Source organism: Streptomyces tirandamycinicus, assembly GCF_003097515.1.
Taxonomy (GTDB): Bacteria; Actinomycetota; Actinomycetes; order Streptomycetales; family Streptomycetaceae; genus Streptomyces; species Streptomyces tirandamycinicus.
Genome location: NZ_CP029188.1, coordinates 4,522,472 through 4,540,246, shown reverse-complemented (window position 1 = coordinate 4,540,246; position 17,775 = coordinate 4,522,472). Strand labels below are relative to the sequence as shown.

General features: G+C 73.5%; 15 protein-coding genes. 7 read left to right on the top strand and 8 right to left on the bottom strand.

The window, feature by feature from the left end; genetic code table 11:
* Positions 1 to 165 precede the first annotated feature (165 nt).
* The 3 genes from DDW44_RS20180 to DDW44_RS20170 all read left to right on the top strand — a co-directional run bounded on the left by DDW44_RS20180 (position 166) and on the right by DDW44_RS20170 (position 4,704).
* A complete protein-coding gene (locus DDW44_RS20180) occupies positions 166 to 1,041 on the top strand; it encodes an MHYT domain-containing protein (RefSeq protein WP_108907279.1) in 876 nt (291 codons plus the stop codon).
* 215 nt (positions 1,042 to 1,256) lie between these two features.
* Positions 1,257 to 3,005, top strand: coding sequence for an alpha/beta hydrolase (locus tag DDW44_RS20175; RefSeq protein WP_108907278.1), 1,749 nt, complete (start codon positions 1,257 to 1,259; stop codon positions 3,003 to 3,005).
* Between the two features lie 157 nt (positions 3,006 to 3,162).
* Positions 3,163 to 4,704 (top strand): alpha/beta hydrolase, encoded by a 1,542-nt coding sequence (locus DDW44_RS20170; RefSeq protein ID WP_425275652.1) that lies wholly within the window; start codon positions 3,163 to 3,165, stop codon positions 4,702 to 4,704.
* Between the two features lie 472 nt (positions 4,705 to 5,176).
* Here the strand turns inward: DDW44_RS20170 and moeZ are convergent, their stop codons facing one another.
* The 7 genes from moeZ to DDW44_RS20135 all read right to left on the bottom strand — a co-directional run bounded on the left by moeZ (position 5,177) and on the right by DDW44_RS20135 (position 13,918).
* Positions 5,177 to 6,355, bottom strand: a complete 1,179-nt coding sequence (gene moeZ / locus DDW44_RS20165) for an adenylyltransferase/sulfurtransferase MoeZ (RefSeq protein WP_018889041.1) — start codon at positions 6,353 to 6,355, stop codon at positions 5,177 to 5,179.
* Between the two features lie 66 nt (positions 6,356 to 6,421).
* Entirely contained in the window at positions 6,422 to 7,177 is a 756-nt protein-coding gene (locus DDW44_RS20160) for a spherulation-specific family 4 protein (RefSeq protein ID WP_108907276.1), read from the bottom strand.
* A complete protein-coding gene (locus DDW44_RS20155) occupies positions 7,165 to 8,136 on the bottom strand; it encodes an SDR family oxidoreductase (RefSeq protein WP_017947167.1) in 972 nt (323 codons plus the stop codon). Before DDW44_RS20155 ends, DDW44_RS20160 begins: the two co-directional genes overlap by 13 nt.
* Positions 8,137 to 8,296: 160 nt before the next feature.
* Positions 8,297 to 9,550, bottom strand: coding sequence for a hypothetical protein (locus DDW44_RS20150; RefSeq protein ID WP_108907275.1), 1,254 nt, complete (start codon positions 9,548 to 9,550; stop codon positions 8,297 to 8,299).
* A complete protein-coding gene (locus DDW44_RS20145; protein ID WP_108907274.1) occupies positions 9,543 to 11,204 on the bottom strand; it encodes a DUF3492 domain-containing protein in 1,662 nt (553 codons plus the stop codon). The genes DDW44_RS20150 and DDW44_RS20145 overlap by 8 nt, the downstream gene beginning before the upstream one ends.
* A 432-nt stretch (positions 11,205 to 11,636) precedes the next feature.
* The gene (locus DDW44_RS20140; protein WP_108907273.1) at positions 11,637 to 12,950 is read right to left on the bottom strand and encodes a DUF3152 domain-containing protein; all 1,314 of its coding nucleotides are present in this window, start codon (positions 12,948 to 12,950) and stop codon (positions 11,637 to 11,639) included.
* An 8-nt stretch (positions 12,951 to 12,958) separates the two neighbouring features.
* Positions 12,959 to 13,918 (bottom strand): alpha/beta fold hydrolase, encoded by a 960-nt coding sequence (locus DDW44_RS20135; protein WP_108907272.1) that lies wholly within the window; start codon positions 13,916 to 13,918, stop codon positions 12,959 to 12,961.
* A 165-nt stretch (positions 13,919 to 14,083) separates the two neighbouring features.
* Here DDW44_RS20135 and DDW44_RS20130 point away from each other — a divergent pair, with 165 nt between their 5' ends.
* From DDW44_RS20130 to DDW44_RS20120, 3 genes are all read left to right on the top strand, one after another.
* Positions 14,084 to 14,326: a hypothetical protein gene (locus DDW44_RS20130; RefSeq protein WP_108907271.1), complete on the top strand. Its 243-nt coding sequence runs from the start codon at positions 14,084 to 14,086 to the stop codon at positions 14,324 to 14,326.
* 163 nt (positions 14,327 to 14,489) lie between these two features.
* Positions 14,490 to 15,143, top strand: a complete 654-nt coding sequence (locus DDW44_RS20125; protein ID WP_017947173.1) for a TetR/AcrR family transcriptional regulator — start codon at positions 14,490 to 14,492, stop codon at positions 15,141 to 15,143.
* Positions 15,144 to 15,272: 129 nt separating this feature from the next.
* Positions 15,273 to 15,500 (top strand): DUF3107 domain-containing protein, encoded by a 228-nt coding sequence (locus tag DDW44_RS20120; protein ID WP_017947174.1) that lies wholly within the window; start codon positions 15,273 to 15,275, stop codon positions 15,498 to 15,500.
* Between the two features lie 261 nt (positions 15,501 to 15,761).
* Here DDW44_RS20120 and DDW44_RS20115 read toward each other — a convergent pair whose 3' ends face one another.
* A complete protein-coding gene (locus DDW44_RS20115) occupies positions 15,762 to 16,997 on the bottom strand; it encodes an IS30 family transposase (protein WP_206307367.1) in 1,236 nt (411 codons plus the stop codon).
* Between the two features lie 367 nt (positions 16,998 to 17,364).
* Between DDW44_RS20115 and DDW44_RS20110 the strand changes: the two genes are divergently transcribed.
* Positions 17,365 to 17,634 (top strand): hypothetical protein, encoded by a 270-nt coding sequence (locus DDW44_RS20110; protein WP_027733473.1) that lies wholly within the window; start codon positions 17,365 to 17,367, stop codon positions 17,632 to 17,634.
* The last annotated feature ends 141 nt before the right edge of the window (positions 17,635 to 17,775 follow it).

Sequence of the window (17,775 nt, the reverse complement as noted above, 5' to 3'; positions counted from 1 at the left end):
CCGGCGGGAGGGTGCGCCGCATCCTCGTCCCCGCCCACCGCACCTGTTCCGCCCGCAGCCCCACCCATCCCGCCGTCGCACACAGCCGCGGTCGCCCACAGCCGCCGTCACCCACATCCCGCCGTCACCTGCATCCCGCCGCCGCACCTACGGGGAGGACCCTGAATGACCGCCACGATCTCCAACTTCCACTACGGCGCGGTGACCCCCATCTCCGCCTATCTGCTGGCCTGCCTCGGAGCGGCGTTGGGGCTGCGGTGCACGACACGCTCCTTGCGGCGTCCGCACGGCAGGGCCCGATGGCTGGCACTGGGCGCCGTGTCGATCGGGTGCGGCATATGGACCATGCACTTCATCGCCATGATCGGCTTCAGCATCCAGGGCGCGCTGGTCAGCTACGACACCCCGAGAACGCTGCTCAGCCTGGCGGTCGCCATCGCGGTCGTCGCCATCGGGGTGTTCCTCGTCGGTTACCGGGGCGGCTCACCGGCGAACCTGGCCGTGGCGGGCACGATCACCGGTCTCGGGGTGGCCGCCATGCACTACCTCGGCATGTCAGCCATCCACACCGCCGGTGACCTCCACTACGACACGCCGACGGTGGCGCTGTCGGTCGTCATCGCCGTCGTGGCCGCCACCGCGGCCCTGTGGGCGGCCGTCTCCGTCCACGGGCTGTGGGCGAGCCTGGGCGCGAGCCTGGTCATGGGAGTGGCCGTGACCGGCATGCACTACACCGGCATGGCCGCGGTCTCCGTCCACCTCACCGGCCAGACCTCGGCCTCCGCGGCGCACACGAGCCTGATGTCCTTCCTCCTGCTGATGCTCGCCGGCCCGCTCGCCGTGCTCCTCATCGCCGCCGTGATCGTCATGTTCGACCCCGACATGATGCTGGGCGACAGCGACAGCTGGGACCCGCCCGCCTCGACACCGCACGGCACCGGCACCGGCACCGGCACCGGCACCCCGGCATGGCAGCCGGGACAGCACCCGCCGTCCTACCCGTCCTCCGGACAGCACCCGTCGTCCTCCCGGTCCTGGTGACCGTCCCCCCGTCCCGGCGACCGGTTCCGCCGTCCCGGTGACCGGCGCAGAGGGGGAGCCGAGCGGGCCCCGATGCCGGACCCGGCTCGGGGCACGCTCCCGGTCCCGGCCGGTCGGAACCCGGGGGCGGCCCCCGGGCGGGCCCGGGTCCCGCCCGGTCCCGGCCGGGCCGCCGCCGACAGGCGGAGCGCCGCGCGGGGCCGCAGGATGGGGTCATGCCGACCACCCCCACCGGTCGCCCCGCGGCCGGCCCCGACCCCGGCGGCGACGGCCGGGACACCGACCCACCCGGCTCGCCGGAGGCGCCCGGCCCGCGCCGGGACGCTCAGGCCCCGGCCCGGGACGGCGGCACCCGGAGGGCGTCCGGCACGGTCCACTCGCGGGGCTCCGGACACCGCGGCGCCGCCGCCCGGCGCGCCGGGACCCTGCTCGCCGCCGCGACCGCCACCCTGCTGCTGGTCACCGCAGGCTGCTCGGACGGTGACGCCGGAGGCGGGAACGGGGAGCAGCCCGACCGGGACCTCGGCAGCCAGAACCTCGACTGGAGGCCGTGCCCCGCGCCCTCGGAGGCCGAGGGCGGCGGCACCGCGCCCTCGCCGCTGCCCGGCGGCACCCCGTGGGAGTGCTCCTTCATGGAGGTGCCTCGCGACTGGGCGAAGCCCGACGGCGAGACCATCGAACTGGCCCTCATCCGGGCGAAGGCCCGCGACCAGGCCGACCGGATCGGTTCGCTGATCTTCAACTTCGGCGGCCCCGGCGGCTCCGGGGTCAGCACCCTGCCCGCGGCGGCGGCGGACTTCGAGCGGCTGCGCGCCCGCTACGACCTGGTGAGTTTCGACCCGCGGGGGGTCGGCCGCAGCCAGCCCGTGGAGTGCCTCGACGACCAGGAGCTGGACGAGTACTACGCCCAGGACGCGACCCCGGACGACAGCGCCGAGGAGAAGGCGTACAGCGAGAACCTGAACCGGTACGACTCCGCCTGCGAGGAGAACTCGGGGCCTGACCTGCCCTACGTCGGCACCACCAACGCCGCCCGGGACATGGATCTGATGCGCCGGGTCCTCGGGGACGACAAGCTCCACTACTTCGGCATCTCCTACGGAACCGAACTCGGCGGCGTCTACGCCCACCTCTTCCCGAAGAACGTCGGACGGGCGGTCTTCGACGCCGTCGTCGACCCGACGAGCACCGCGGTGGAGGGCTCACTCGGCCAGGCCAGGGGCTTCCAGCTGGCGTTCACCAACTTCGCCGAGGACTGCGTCGCGCGCGGAGACGCCTGCCAGCTCCCGGGCAGCACACCCGAGGAGATCCAGCAGTTCGTCCTGGACCTCCAGAACCGGCTGGAGAAGAAGCCGATCCCCGGCATCGGCGACCGCGAACTCACCCAGACCCAGGCGACCAACGGCATCGCCCAGGCCCTGTACTCCAAGGAGTACTGGCCGCTGCTGGAGCAGGGGCTCGACGAGGCCGACGGCGGTGACGGCTCCCTGCTGCTCGCACTGTCCGACGCGATGAACGGACGCAACAGGGAGGGGCAGTACAGCAATCTCCAGGCGGCCAACGCGGCGATCAACTGCGTCGACTTCAAGGAGCGGTACTCGCTGGACCAGGCGAAGGCGAGGCTCCCCGAGTTCCGCGAGGCCTCGCCGATCTTCGGCGACTACCTCGGCTGGGGCCTGATGGGCTGCAATCACTGGCCGGTACCCGGGCAGTGGGAGACGCCCGACGTCAGCGCGCCCGGCGCCGCGCCGATCCTCGTCATCGGCAACACCGGTGACCCGGCGACCCCGTACGAGGGCGCCAGGGCCATGGTCGAGGCGCTCGGCAAGGGCGTCGGGGTCGAGCTGACGTACGAGGGCGAGGGCCACGGCGCCTACAACAGCGGCAACAAGTGCGTCGCGAGAGCGGTGGACCAGTACCTGCTGAACGGGAAGGTACCGGCGTCCGGGACCGTCTGCCGCTGACGGCCGACGAGGCGGAGGGCCTGCCGGCGTCCGGGACCGTCTGCCGCTGACGGCCGGGCGGGCCGCACCCGCGAACGGCCCTCGCGGTCACTGTCAGTGACGGCGCCTAGGATGGCGCAGCAGAGTGAACGGACCGGGTGATGCACGGGGGGCACGGATGTCTTGGCGTAGGGGACCGGCCGCGGCGGCCGCGGCGCTGGTGCTGGCAGGCGGAGCGGCGACCGGCTGTGACCCGGGAGGTGGTGCGGGGGCGGACGGCAAGGGACGTCCCACGGCCTCCGTCCCGGTGCGGCCGGGCGACGCCGCCGAGGGACTCCCCGGCAGGCTCGTGAACCAGCGTCCGAGCTGGGCGCCCTGCGCGGGTGCGGAGGGCTGGACCTGCGCCTCGGTGAAGGTCCCGCTCGACTACGGCGCCCCGGACGGCAGGACGATCTCCGTCGCGCTGGTCCGCCGCCCGGCGCGGGACGAGGAGGGGCGCCTCGGCTCGCTGCTGTTCAACTTCGGCGGCCCCGGAGTCTCCGGCGTCGGCCTGCTGCCCCGGGCCGCCGCGGAGTACGAGAAGCTCAACTCGCGCTACGACCTGGTGGGTTTCGACCCGCGCGGGGTGGCGGCGAGCTCGGGCGTGGTGTGCCGGGACGACGAGGGCATGGAGGCGGCCGCCGAACGCGTCGACCTGACCCCCGACACGGCCGCGGAGGAGGCGGCCTACTTCGCGGACGCCAGGGACTTCGGCAGGGGCTGCGAGCGCCGCTCCGGAGAGCTCCTCGCCCATGTGGGCACGGCGAACGCCGCTCGGGACATGGACCTCCTCCGCCATGTCCTGGGCGACCGCCGGCTCAACTACTTCGGCATCTCGTACGGCACCCAGCTCGGCGGCATGTACGCCCATCTCTTCCCGGGGAACGTGGGACGGATGGTGCTGGACGCGGTGGTCGACCCGACGGCGGACACGGTGGGCCACGCCCGCAACCAGGCCGCGGGCTTCCAGCGTGCCCTGGACAACTACCTCACGAGCAGGGGCGAGGACCCGCAGCGGGGCACGGCCCGGATAGCGGCGCTGCTGGCGCGGATCGACAGGGAGCCACTGCCGGCGGGCGACGGCCGCGAGCTGAACCAGAGCCTGGCGCTCACCGGAATCGTGTTGCCTCTCTACTCGCAGAGTATGTGGCCCGACCTCACGGCGGCCCTCGACGAGGCGGAGGGGCGCGGTCGCGGCGCGAAGTTGCTGGCCCTGGCCGACTCCTACAACGACCGTGCACCGGACGGCAGTTACGGTACGCAGAGTCACTCGCAGCGGGCGATATCGTGCGTGGACGACGCCCAGCGCCCGACCCCGGCCGAGGCGAAGGCCCTGCTGCCGGAGTTCAAGCGGATATCCGAGGTGTTCGGCCCGTTCCTGGCCTGGGACACGGCGGGCTGGTGCGCCGACTGGCCGGTTCCCGGTGAGCACGAGACCCCCAAGGCCAGTGCGAAGGGCGCGGGTCCGATCCTGGTCGTGGGCACGACCGGTGATCCGGCGACGCCTTACGAGGGGGCTCGGCGGATGGCGGACGAACTGGGCGAGGACGTGGGCATCCTGCTCACCAACAAGGGCGAGGGCCACGGCGGCTACACCCCTTCGAACGGATGCGTGACCAGCATCGTCGACGACTACCTGCTGGAGGGAGAGGTTCCGGAGGACGGCGGGACCTGCGGCTAGTGCCGCGTTCAGGCAGGTTGTGCTGGTCGCGGAGCGCGTCCGGTGCATGGAATGTCCCCCGGCCCTCCGAGCCGAGGAAACGGGGTGTCCCCCGGCCCCCCGGGCCGAGGAAATGGGGCGCCCCCGGCCCCCCGGGCCGAGGGGATGGGGTGTCCCCCGGCCCACCCCCGGGCCGAGGGGAAGATCGCAAGACGCCGGACCGCCTGATCGTGGGTCTACTCGGTTGATTCGGCAACGCCGCGAGTATCCGTGCCGGGCGTCGCGGCGGGGCGAAGGCTGCCCGATGGGCACTGGACACCTCTTCGCGAATGCCGCCCGCGAGACCGGCCCGCGATGTGACGGCCGGGGCCCCGCGCGCCGCGCCGTCCGTGAGGGCCCCTCCGCGCATCCGGCTCTCCCGGGCCTGCGCCGATCCGGCCGAGACATGCGGAGGGGGCCGGCCTCGGCGGCCGGCCCCCTCCGATGGACCGTTCTAGTAGACCGGCTTCTGCGGCTCGATCTGGTTGACCCAGCCGATCACGCCTCCGCCGACGTGCACGGCGTCGGCGAAACCGGCCGACTTGAGCACAGCGAGGACTTCCGCACTGCGGACGCCCGTCTTGCAGTGCAGGACGATCTTCTTGTCCTGCGGCAGGTCCTGGAGGGCGCCGCCCATCAGGAACTCGTTCTTCGGGATCAGGCGGGCGCCGGGAATCGAGACGATCTCGTACTCGTTCGGCTCGCGGACGTCGATGATGTCGATGTTCTCACCGTCGTCGATCCACTCCTTCAGCTGCTTGGGAGTGATCGTGGAGCCGAGCGCCGCCTCCTGTGCCTCCTCGGACACGACGCCGCAGAAGGCCTCGTAGTCGATGAGCTCGGTGACGGTCGGGTTCTCGCCGCAGACCGCGCAGTTCGGGTCCTTGCGGACCTTCACCTGGCGGTACTGCATCTCCAGGGCGTCGTAGATCATCAGCCGGCCGACCAGCGGCTCCCCGATACCGGCGAGCAGCTTGATGGCCTCGTTGACCTGGATGGAGCCGATGGACGCGCAGAGCACGCCCAGGACGCCGCCCTCCGCGCAGGAAGGCACCATTCCGGGCGGCGGGGGCTCCGGGTACAGGCACCGGTAGCAGGGGCCGTGCTCGGACCAGAACACCGAGGCCTGGCCGTCGAAGCGGTAGATCGACCCCCACACGTACGGCTTGCCGAGCAGCACGCAGGCGTCGTTCACCAGGTACCGGGTGGCGAAGTTGTCCGTGCCGTCGACGATGAGGTCGTACTGGCTGAAGATGTCCATCACGTTGTCGGCCTCGAGGCGCTCCTCGTGGAGGACGACGTTCACGTACGGGTTGATGCCCTTGACGCTGTCGCGCGCGGACTCGGCCTTGGAGCGGCCGATGTCGGACTGGCTGTGGATGATCTGACGCTGCAGGTTCGACTCGTCGACCTCGTCGAACTCCACGATGCCGAGCGTGCCGACACCGGCCGCCGCCAGGTACATCAGCGCCGGTGAGCCGAGGCCGCCGGCACCCACACAGAGCACCCTTGCGTTCTTCAGCCGCTTCTGCCCGTCCATCCCGACATCCGGGATGATCAGGTGGCGGGAGTACCTGCGGACCTCGTCTACGGTGAGCTCGGCGGCCGGCTCGACCAGGGGTGGCAGCGACACGGGGACTCCGTCGTTGGTGGTTGCGTCAGTACGGTTGTTCTCGCTGTAACACTGCCACGCGCCCTCTCATTCCGAGACACCCGGTCCAATCCGCGAGACGATTTCGTCCCAGTAGCCGGGCAACGAGTGGAATGCCCCGTTCTGCCCCCGCCCTGCGCCCGAGCGGTCGGTGAAGAAGATCGTTCCCGCTCCTTGCCAGCGGGCGATCCTCATGGCCTCGTCCAGATGGGTCCGGGGCACCCCGTGCACGAAGTGCACAAAGCGCTCGGGCGGATGGTCGGCGGTCCACTCCGCCACCTGCGACCAGCGGTAGTCGGTCCAGGCACCGCGGAAGGTGACGAGCTGGTCGGCCACCTCCGCGTATCCGGGGTGCGGGTGCCCACCGTGGCCCAGCACGATGTGCCCGCCGTCGAGAACGGCCTCCAGCGTGGCCGTGGCACGGCGTACCCCGGGGAGGTCCGCCTGATCGACCGGACAGCGCTCCAGCAGGAACCCGCCGACCTTGTACCAGTCGAGGTAGCGGTGTGCGTCGGAGACGATCTCACCGAACTCCCGGGCGCCGTGGGCGAGGTCGATACGGCCCAGCACCCGGACTCCGGCGTTGGTGAGCTTGCCCGCCGCCTCCAGGCAGTGCGGGTCCGGTCTGCTGCCGGGGCCGTCCGCGACATCGAGGACGGCCCAGTGCAGCGGGGTGCCCGGTCTGGTCAGCTCGGCCCATTCGGCCGGGGCGACCAGGGGGTGGGCATAGCCCGGGACACCGAGACCGAGCCGGTCGGCGCCCGTGGCGGAGAGTGCGCGGTCCGTGCTGATCAGATGCGGCATGCCGCCTCCATCCAGATGTCCGCGAGGGACTCCTCCAGGTTGATCCGCGGCCGCCAGCCCAGCCGGTCGCGGGCGGTCCGTACGTCCGCCTGCTGCCAGCTGCCGCAGCCGTCGGGGTACGGGTAGGGCGTGATGCCCAATTGCTCCGGCGCGGGCTCGGGGCCCCGTGGCGCCCCGATCACGGGGTGACCGGCGCGGTGCGGCGGGCCGTCCAGCTCGTGCAGCGCCCCCGCGTACCCGGCCACCCGGGCGAGCACGGCGGCGGCGTCACGCAGCCGTACGGAGCGGCCGGTTCCGATGTTGACGACGCCTTGTGCGGCGGAGAGCGAGGCGGCGTGCACGGCGCGCGCCACGTCGCGCACGTCGACGAAGTCGCGCTGGACGCCCAGGCCGCTGAGCTTCAGCTCGCCGTCGCCGGACTGCATGGCCCGGCGCATGGCCTCGGCCAGCCGGCCGAGCGGTGAGCCGGCCGGGGTGCCGGGGCCGACCGGCGAGAAGACCCGGAGGACGATGGCGTCCAGTCCGGACCCGAGGACCAGCTCGGTCGCGGCGAGCTTGGACACCCCGTACGGCCCGCCGGGGCGCGGCACGGCGTCCTCCGCGGTCGAGGAACCGGGCTGCGAGGGCCCGTACTCGGAGGCGCAGCCGAGCTGGACGAGCCGGGCGTCGCAGCCGCTGCGGCGCATGGCCTCGCAGACGGTGGCGACGGCCACGGTGTTGTGCCGGGTCAGATCGCGGGCGCCCCCGCGGGTGGCGCCGGCGCAGTTGATCACGACCCCCGGGTGGACGGCGTCCAGGAACCGGGTGAGTGCTCCCGGGCTGCCGCCCGCGAGGTCGAACCGTACGTCGGCGTCGTCGCCACGCCCCAGCGCGGTGAGATGCACGGCCGGGTCGGCCAGTAGCCGGTCGGCGACGAAGCGGCCGAGGAATCCGTTTGCTCCGAGCAGCAGCACCCTCATCGCGTGGCTCCTCGGGGCCGACGGGCCGGTGCTGGGTGGTGCGGGGTCATCGTCGTCTGTCTCCTCGGGGATGGTGCGGTGGTGGGATACGCCCGCGGCGTCGGCTCCGCGGGAGTGGGTGGGGGGCACGGGAAGGTCGTCTGGTGGGGGCTCGCGAGGGTCATTGGGTGTGGGCCGATGCCCGGGAGAGGGCCGCGGTCGCGTGGACCAGCAGCCCCAGGGCGGCGGCGCCGCACACCAGGGCGGGCACGGCCGGGGCACCCCAGGCGTGCACCGCGGCCTCCACGGGCCGGGCGAGGAAGCCGCAGCCGGGAAGGCGGCCGCCGAGGACCGCGGCCAGTGCCAGGGCCTCGCCGGCGCAGGCGAACGCGAGACCGGACACCGCCGCGTGCGGGTAGCCGTGCACCGTCAGCAGCCGGGCGAGGAAGAGCAGCAGACCGAGGGCGACGGCCGGGGCGATCGCCACGGGCAGCAGCAGGGACGTCAGCACCAGCAGCCCGATGAGGGCGCCGGTGTGCAGGGCGACGCAGCCCAGCAGGAGGGGCCGGGTGCCCGCGGCGAACTCCTCGAGGCCCCTGCTGCCGCCGAGCCTGCGCCGCGCCTGGGCGGAGAAGATCCGCGCGAACCAGGCGGCGGGGGCCACGGCGAGGGCGAGGCCGACGAGCGGGCCGGGCGTGAGCGGCCAGGGTCCGTGGGGGCCGCCGTCGACCAGCTCGGCCAGCAGCCCGTCGCCGAGGAGCGCGTACGCCACGAGCCAGCACACCACATGGCGCGTCGCGCGCATCGTGCGCCCGGGGGCGCGCAGGGGCCCCCGCCGCAGGCTCCAGGCGAGCGCGCCGGCCAGCCCGACGGCTCCGGCCGCCCCCACTCCCAGACTGGCCGCACCGTCGGTGAGGCGGAGACCGGCCGCCGTGACGACGGCGACCGCTCCCGGCGCCGTCGCCGACAGCAGGTGCCCGGGGCGTGCGACGGCGTCCTCGTCCGCCGGGGGCGGCGGGGCCTCCTCACCACGCGGCACCCGGGCGTAGAGCTCCTCCGCGAGGGAGAAGACATCGCGGTGCCGGAAGCGGGCGGCGGTCCGGTCGGTGACGCCGTGGGCCTCCAGACCGGCGGCGATCTCCAGCGGATCCACGGCGCGTTCGCACAGTTCCCGGTGGCGGTGCATCAGGGCCTTCACGGGATCGGCGGGCCCGCGGCGGCCGGTCCGGGTCCGGGCGGCCGCGCCGGTCCCTCCCGCGCCGGCCGCTTTCGGGGCGCGCTCCTTCGCCGCGGGCTCCCGCGGGCCGGCGTCGCGGGCCGCGGCACCGGCGGGTCCTCCGGGAGTGCCGGCCACGGCGACCGGGCGGCGCCCGGAACCGGGCTGCCGCGCGGTGACGGTTCTGCCGGCCGGGGTGGAGTCGGTGAGGTCAGACATCGGGTCCTCCTGGTGCGGCCGCGGTGGTGATGGACGCGGCGTCCGCCCAGCGGGGGCGGCTGCGGCCGCCGGTCCAGTGACCGGGGACATGGGCCTCCGCCGGGGTGGCGAAGGGGACGGGCTCACCGTCGCCGTCGACGGCGTCCGAGTCGCGGTGCACCGGGCTGTGGGAGATGAGCTCCAGGTAGATGCCGCGGAACGCGGCGATGTTCTGCTCGACGGTGAAGAGTTCGAGCGCCCGGGCGCGGGCCGCCGCACCGAGCCGTTCCCGGCGTTCGGGGTCGCGCAGCAGTGCCAGGCAGGCGTCCGCGAGCGCCCGGGGGTTGCGCGGGGGGACCACGAGCCCCGTGCCGCCGATGACCTCGACGACCGCGCCGACATCGGTGGACACGGTCGCCCGGCCGCAGAGCATCGCCTCGACCAGGCTGATCGGGAAGCCCTCGACGACGCTCGACAGCACGATCACCGCTCCGGCGGCGTAGGCGTCGGCGAGGTCCGGGGCCTCCGGCCCGCCTATCTCCTCGAACGAGACGGGGTTGTCGCCGACCGCGTGCGCGTCCGCGGCCTCGTCGGGGAAGAGCTGCGCGGCGAGGGCTTTGCAGTGCGCGAGGTAGGCGCCGGACTCGGGCCCGGTGACGGGGGCGCCCAGAATCCTCAGCCGCGCCCCGGGCTCCTCCTCGCGCACCTTCGCGAAGGCGTGGAGCAGTGCGATGAGGTCCTTGGCCGGCTCGATCCTGCCCACCCAGACGAGGGTGTTCGGGTCGCCCGAGTCGTCCCCCTCCCCCACCGCGGTGAAGCGCTCGGCGTCCATGCCGGGGTAGACCGTGCGCAGCCGGGCCGGGTCGGCCCCGCACCTCTCCTGCCAGCGTCTGGCGTGGGTGTTCCCGGGGGTGATGACGGACGCCTGCCGGTAGACCTCCGAGGCGAGGCACCCGTGGAAGGCGGCGAGCAGGGCACGGACGGGTGCCGCGACGGGCGTGCCGTAGGCCGCGAGGTAGTGGGCCCGCAGTTGTACGCCGTACTCGGTGACCAGGAGCGGAACCCCGAAGAAGCGTTTGGCCAGAAGTCCGGGCAGGGCCGCGGTGCCGCCGGACGCGGCATGGCAGAGGTCGGCCGCGCCGAGGGAGTCGTCCCCGTACCAGTCGAGCGACAGCGGGCGCAGAGCGCGCTCGATCTCGTCGGTGAAGGCGAGGTAGTCCGGTACCGCGGCGGTGTGCACGGCCCGGCGGGCACCGGGGGCGCGGCAGGCGGACTCCAGTGTGCGCACGGCCAGTTCGGAGCGCAGCGCCGCGTACAGGCCACCGCGCTCCCGGGCGAGGCCGGCGAGCCCGTACAGCCCCTCGGCGAACGCCTCCGGGTCGCCGTCGGAGCAGACGGCGGCGGCGAGGGAGGCGAAGTGGGCGGCGAAGAGGCGCCGTTCACGGCGCCCGTAGGTGCGCCCGTCGTCCTCGGGCGCCCACAGCGGTGCCGTCCGCACCCGCTGGACATGGCGCGGCAGCTCCATCCAGCCCTGGTCCTCCTGGTGGGCGGAGCGGCTGAGGGCGTAGACGTCGAAGTCGTGCTGGGGGAGCCCGCGCACGAGCCGGTCGCACCAGAGCCTGGACTGACCCGTCGCATACGGATAGCCACCATCCGTGAGCAACCCGATCCGCACGAGTGCACCCCCGATCTCCTGTGTGGGCGGCCGCCTTCCGTCCGGCGGCCCGCAGCGCGAAAACCTACGCGGAGATGTCGGTGGAGCGACGGACGGTTGTCCGTCGCGCCACCGGAAGGGGTGAATGCACGTAACTTTCCCGCTCTCGTAGCGTTCGGTCGCGCTACACGCGGATTCCGTCATATTCCGTCAGAGCCCGGCGAGTTCCCGCCGACGGCCGTGAGCGGCGGCGGCCACGGGCACGGGCCGCGAGCGGAAGCACCGGAGTACGGCTCCCGACGAGGCCCGTACGCCTTCGGCGGTGTCCCGCCGCGCGGCGCGCTCCTGCGTACGGCCGCCGCCGTGCGCTGCACCTGCCGTACCCGCGCCGGGGCTCGCGTGCGGTGAGCACCGCGCACATCCCCGCGGCGGTCCCGCCACCGCGGCCGCGGATCAACCGCCCGGGTGCGCCCAGGGGTTGGGGCGGCATGCGATCCCGCCGATGTCCAGCGACTTCGTCTGCTGCTGCATCACGGGGGCCAGGGCGCCGGCGGTGCGGCAGTTCACATGGCCGTAGCCGAGGCGGTGGCCGACCTCGTGGTTGATGAGCATCTGGCGGTAGGGCAGCATCGCCTTGGCGCCGTAGGTCTCCGCGCCCTGGGCCCAGCGGTACGCGTTGACCATCACGCGCTCGGTGGAGGCGGAGTCGCAGGAGACGTTGTCGACGGTGGTGTCGAGTCCCGACTTGGCGCACCAGACCGCGGTGGTGCCGGGACTCGCCAGGGTGATGACGAACTCGGGCTCTCCCGAGGAGATCCGCTCGAAGCTCATGGCCCCGCCGTGCGCCCAACTGCGCTCGTCGTTGAGGGTCTTCTGGACGGCGTCCGCGAACAGCGCCCCGTCCAGGCCGAGTCCCTGCTCGACATCCACCCGGTAGCGGATCTTCCGGCCCTTGCCGGGCGCCCGGTCCAGGCCGGGGACCGCCTCGAACTTCCCCGGGCCCTTGAGCTCGGGGTCGAACGGGAACTGCCGGGCCATCAGCTGTGCGTAGGTGGGCGGCGCCGCGGGGGCGGCCTGCCGCGGCGGCTGCGCGCGCTGGTCGGAGCGGGACGCGTCGTCCTCGGTGATCCGCTCGGCCCCCTCGGCCGCCTCCGTGGCGGCGCCCCCCGGCCCGGTGTCCGTGACCTGCCCGGCGACCACGACCGCGAGGACCGTCGTCACGGCGGCGGCCGCGACGCCCGTGACCGTACGGCCGCGGGCGTGTTTGGCGGGCGGCTCGTCCTCGCCGCCGGGCCCGGTCTTCGCGCCCTGCGTCCGTTCGCCCGCCGGGGGCGGTGCGTCGAAGGCCTCGACGAACTCCCGGCGCGGGCCGGGGATCCGGGCACCCGCGCCGATCGGCGGCCGCGCGGCGCCGGGCGGGGAGCCCGGGGGCTGTCCGGTCGTCGCGGTGGCCGGCCCGCCCGGGTGCCGTCCCGTGGTGGCGGCCGTGTGGCCGCGCGGGACGCCCTGCCAGTCTCCGTACCGTCCGCCGTCCGCGGGCCCGCCCCAGCCGCCGCCCGTCTCGTACTGCTGGGGGTGACCGCCGCGCACCTGCGGTACGCCGTGCGCCGGTGTGCCGTCCGCCGCGGGACCGGAGTGCTCCGGCGGTCCGGCCGGCCGCCTGCGCCGCCCGGGGCCGGGGCCGGCGGCCTGGCCCGGGGCGCCCGCACCGCCGCCGCGGGTGTCGGCGGCCTTGGGTGCGGGGCCCTTGCGGCTGTGTCGTCCCACGCCCCGGATCAGCTCCTCGTGCTGTCGTCGAGCAGTTGCCGTACGGCCGCTGCGACCGTCTCCGGATACTCCATCATGGCGACATGGCCCGCGTCCGGGAGGGTCAGCAGCCGCGAGTCGCGGAAGGCCGAACTCGCCCGGCGCGCCATGCGGTACGAGACCAGTTGGTCCCGGCAGCCGTACACCAGCAGCGTCGGCGCCAGCACCCGCTCCGCCTGGCGCCACAGCCCGTGCTGCCCCCCTAGCGTGTACGCGTCAATGAGACCGCGTGCGGAGCGGGCCATGGCGTCCCAGAAGTAGGGCAGCGCCAGCCGGCGCTCCATCTCCTCCACGGCGTGCAGCAGGGCCTCGTCCGTCACCCGGCCCGGGTCTCCGTAGCAGAGGGCCATCACACCGCGGACCCTCGTCTCGGGCGTCCAGTCCCGCGTCAGCCTCTGGACCAGCGGGGCGACGCCGGGCAGAGCCAGCGCCGCGGTGGGCCAGGCGCTGCGCTGGGCGCGGAGCTCGGGCAGCGCGGGCGAGACCAGGGTGAGGGTGGTCACCAGGTCGGGGCGGACGGCCGCGACCCGGGTGGCGACCGCGCCGCCCAGCGAGTTCCCGAGCAGATGGACGGGGCCGCGTCCGCGCGCGTCGACCAGCCGGATCACCGCGCGGGCATGGGCGGTGATCGAGTAGTCGCCGTCGTCGGGCGGCGGGGAGTCCCCAAAGCCGGGCAGGTCGACGGCCTCGCCGTCGACCGTGTCCTTCAACGCGTCCATCAGCGTCGTCCAGTTCTGCGACGATCCGCCGAGTCCGTGGACGAAGAGCGCCGGGGGCAGTCCGGAGCGGGCGGGCGGACGGGCCCGCACCGTGAGCGTCAGCCCGGGGAGCGCCACGGAGCGGAGCTCCTCCCCCTCGGCGACCCGCACGGAACGGATCCGCCCGGCCGGATCGGCGGCACGGGTTCCCGGCAGCTCGGTCGAAGACATGGGGGCAATGTTACGAGACGATCACGCCACGGAACCTGTGTTCGGCATCACACACCGCATAGCGCCCGGCCCGGCATGCTCATACGCTCGATTACGGGGTACTCGCTCCTGGCCGAACGCCGCAGCGGAAGCAGCGGATGCAGAGGGCAGAGGAAGGGGATCCAGATGGCTGCCGACCCGACGGACCCGGACGCCGTCACGGAGTACGACCAGGGGATGCCGAACGAACTCGGGGAGCCGGAGGAGCTCGACGAGGAGACTCCCGAGGCCGACGCCGCCGAGCAGCACACCGAGGTGCGGCCGGTCGCCGACGAGCCGCTCACCCGGATCGACCCGGCCGGCGCGAACGAGGCGGACGCCCTGGAGCAGGCCAGGGTGGTGGCCCTCGACGAGGAGGACTACCGCTGATCTGTTCGTCTTCTTCGAGCCACCACCTACCGCGGGCGTCCGGTACGTGAAATTCTGCGCCCGCAGCGCGCACACCACGGTTACCCAAAAGTACGATGGCGGGCGCGAGCGCAGAGCGCACGCACGGAACACTGTGCTTGTGACATCGAACGTGGGAGGCGGCGTGACAGCCATCGAGCAGACAGAGGCGGCGCGCCCGCGAGGCACCCGCCTGCCGCGCCGTGCCCGACGCAACCAGCTCCTCGGCGCGGCCCAGGAGGTCTTCGTCGCCCAGGGGTACCACTCGGCGGCGATGGACGACATCGCGGAGCGGGCCGGCGTCAGCAAGCCGGTGCTGTACCAGCACTTCCCCGGGAAGCTGGAGTTGTACCTGGCGCTGCTGGACCAGCACTGCGAGTCGCTGCTGCAGGCCGTGCGCGGCGCCCTGGCGTCGACGACGGACAACAAGCAGCGGGTCGCCGCCACGATGGACGCGTACTTCGCGTACGTCGAGGACGAGGGTGGCGCGTTCCGGCTGGTCTTCGAGTCGGACCTGACGAACGAGCCCGCCGTGCGGGAGCGCGTCGAGCGCGTGTCGCTGCAGTGCGCGGAGGCCATCTCCGAAGTGATCGCCGAGGACACCGGACTGTCGCAGGACGAGTCGATGCTGCTCGCCGTGGGGCTCGGCGGGGTCTCCCAGGTGGTCGCCCGGTACTGGCTCTCCAGCAGCTCGGGGATCCCGCGCGACACCGCGGTGCAGCTGCTGACGTCGCTCGCCTGGCGCGGAATCGCCGGTTTCCCGCTCCACTCGGCGGAGGGCCACGGCGACGGCCAGTGACCGCCCGGGCGTCCGGTGTTCGCTGCGGGCGTGCACGGCCGGGCCGTGTGACATCGCCTCACCGGGCTAATGTGTGCTGCGTACGGCGCGGCTGACCGCGCATCGCTGACCGTTCGGAGGGACATAGCCGTGGAGGTCAAGATCGGCGTGCTGCACGCGCCCCGGGAGATCGTTCTGGAGAGCGGCTCGACCGCCGAGGAGGTCGAGCGGGCGGTCGCCGACGCCCTGGCCGGAAAGGCACAGCTGCTCAGCCTGACCGACGACAAGGGGCGCAAGGTGCTGGTTCCGGCCGACCGCGTCGCCTATGTCGAGATCGGCGAGCCGACCACGCGCCGCGTGGGCTTCGGCGCGCTCTAGTTGCTCGACCGGCGGTAGCCGCCCGACCGGCGGTGTCCGCCCGTCGAGGAGCCTCATCCGGCGCCTGCCGCCGCACGGCGGCGGGAAGTCCCGGTGGCGCCGCCGGGTGGGCCTTCGGCCGAAGGGGCGAGGGTGCGTGCCGGACGGCACGACGGGTCGGCGGTCGGTGCCCGGCGCCGTCCCGGCACCGGGCACCGACCGTGCCGAGGGGCCCCGCGGGCGAGTCTTGGGTTCAAGGGGTCGTCGCAACACCACTTGGTTTCAGGTGGTGAGTAGATCACGTAGACGCTCGGCTGGGGTATCCCAGCCGAGCGTCTTGCGTGGGCGGCCGTTGAGTTCCTGGGCGACGTGTTCGAGGTCTTCGGGACTGTGCAGGCTCAGGTCGGTGCCTTTCGGGAAGTACTGCCGCAGCAGCCCGTTGGTGTTCTCGTTCGAGCCGCGTTGCCAGGGCGAGGCCGGGTCGCAGAAGTAGACGGGCATGTCGGTGGCCATGGTGAACTGCTTGTGGCGTGCCATCTCGCTGCCCTGGTCCCAGGTGAGAGAGCCGCGCAGGTGGGCGGGCAGGGTCTGGATGGTGCGGACGAGCCCGTCACGGACGGTCTCGGCGTCGTGGGCTCCGCCCGACAGGTGGACCAGCATGGTGTAACGGGTGCTCCGTTCGACCAGGGTGGCGATCGCGGAGCGCCCGCCTGCGCCGATGATCAGGTCGCCTTCCCAGTGCCCGGGCACGGCCCGGTCCTCGACGGCGGCGGGCCGGTCGCTGATCATCACCATCGGGTCGATGAACCGGGGAGTGCGCCGCTCGGGGTCCCGGCGTGGTTTGCGGCGGGTCCGGCCGGAGCGGATGGCTGCCTGCACTTCCCGTTTCAGGCCGCCGCGGGCCTGGAAATACAGCGCCTGGTAGATCGTTTCCACGCTCACCCGCATGCTCTCGTCGTCGGGATGTTCCTTTACCAGAGCGTGGCAGATCTGTTCCGGTGACCACCGCCTGCGCAGGTGGTCCTGGACGAAGCGGCGCAGCCGTCCCTCGCGCAGCAGCTTGCGATCCTTGGGCCGGGGCCTGCGCGCTGCCGCCGCCCGGTGGGCCGCGTAGGGCTGGTAGCCCTCGCGGCCCGAGTTCGCGTCGATCTCCCGCTTGACCGTGCTCGCCGGCCGTCCCAGAGCACGCCCGATCGCCCGCAGCGACTGACCCGCCGCGCGCAGATCGCGGATCTTCTCGCGCTCGGCGAGCGTCAAGAATCGCGGGTTGAGCTGCTTCTCCAGGGCCGTCAGGCCCACCGGTGGCGTGGTCACACCGCACATCGTGACGGTCCCCGCCGTGTAGTCGACACGCCGCCCGTCGGCATAGGTGCGCGTCGTGGCGGTCTTCTTGACGCCCCAGTCCCAGTCCTTGGCCGTGCGCTCGTTCACACCGACCTGCCGGGCCGCGACCCGGCGTGCGACACCGGCGGCCCGAAGCCGCTCGTACTTGTCGCGCCCGGGGTGCCGCCGCGGCAGGCGCACCGAGTTCCGTCCGGCTTTCCGGGCCCAGCCGAAGGCGGTGTTCCGGTTCACCCCCAGCTCACGCGCCACCACGGTCACGTTCCCCACGGCATCCAGCCGCGCAAGGAAACGCTCCCTCAACCCCGCAAGATCATCGCGTCCAACGGCCACGGTCCTCGCAACTCCCACAGATCGCGGGTGTTGCGAGGACCGTCAGAACCCAAGAGTCGCCCGCGGGGCCCTTCGGCGTGTCCGGCCGCTACCCCGTCGGGGCCGAGGTGTCCAGCGGTGATCGGGTGGAGCGGAGGGTTGTCCGCCGACCGGTCCGGGTAGGACGGGCTACGACCGCATCCGCCGCCCGCCGCCCGTGAGGTGATCCGTGGTGATCCTGGAGGCTCTCGGCTCCGTCCTGCTCGGCCTCGCGCTGTCCTGGGCCGCTCTGCGACGGCTCGCGGACCGGCTCCCGGCCCAGCGGGTGGTGTACCCGGCGGGCACCCTCGGCGCGCTGTTCGGCGCGTACCTGACGCACACGGCCCTCGGCTCCGGCCATCTGCCGGCCACCCTCCTCGGCGCCGCGCTGGTCGCCGCCGTCGCACTGTCGCTGCTGATCCGGCCGAGGACGCGGCGGCTGCGCCGATCAGCCGCCGTCTGACACCCGCCGCCACCCGCCGCCACCCGCCGCCACGCGCCGGACGCACAGACCGCACCGGACGCACGGGACGCACCGGACGCACCGGGATCGAGGACGCGCCGCGCTCGGGACGCCCCCGGATCGAGGGCGCACCGCGCTCCG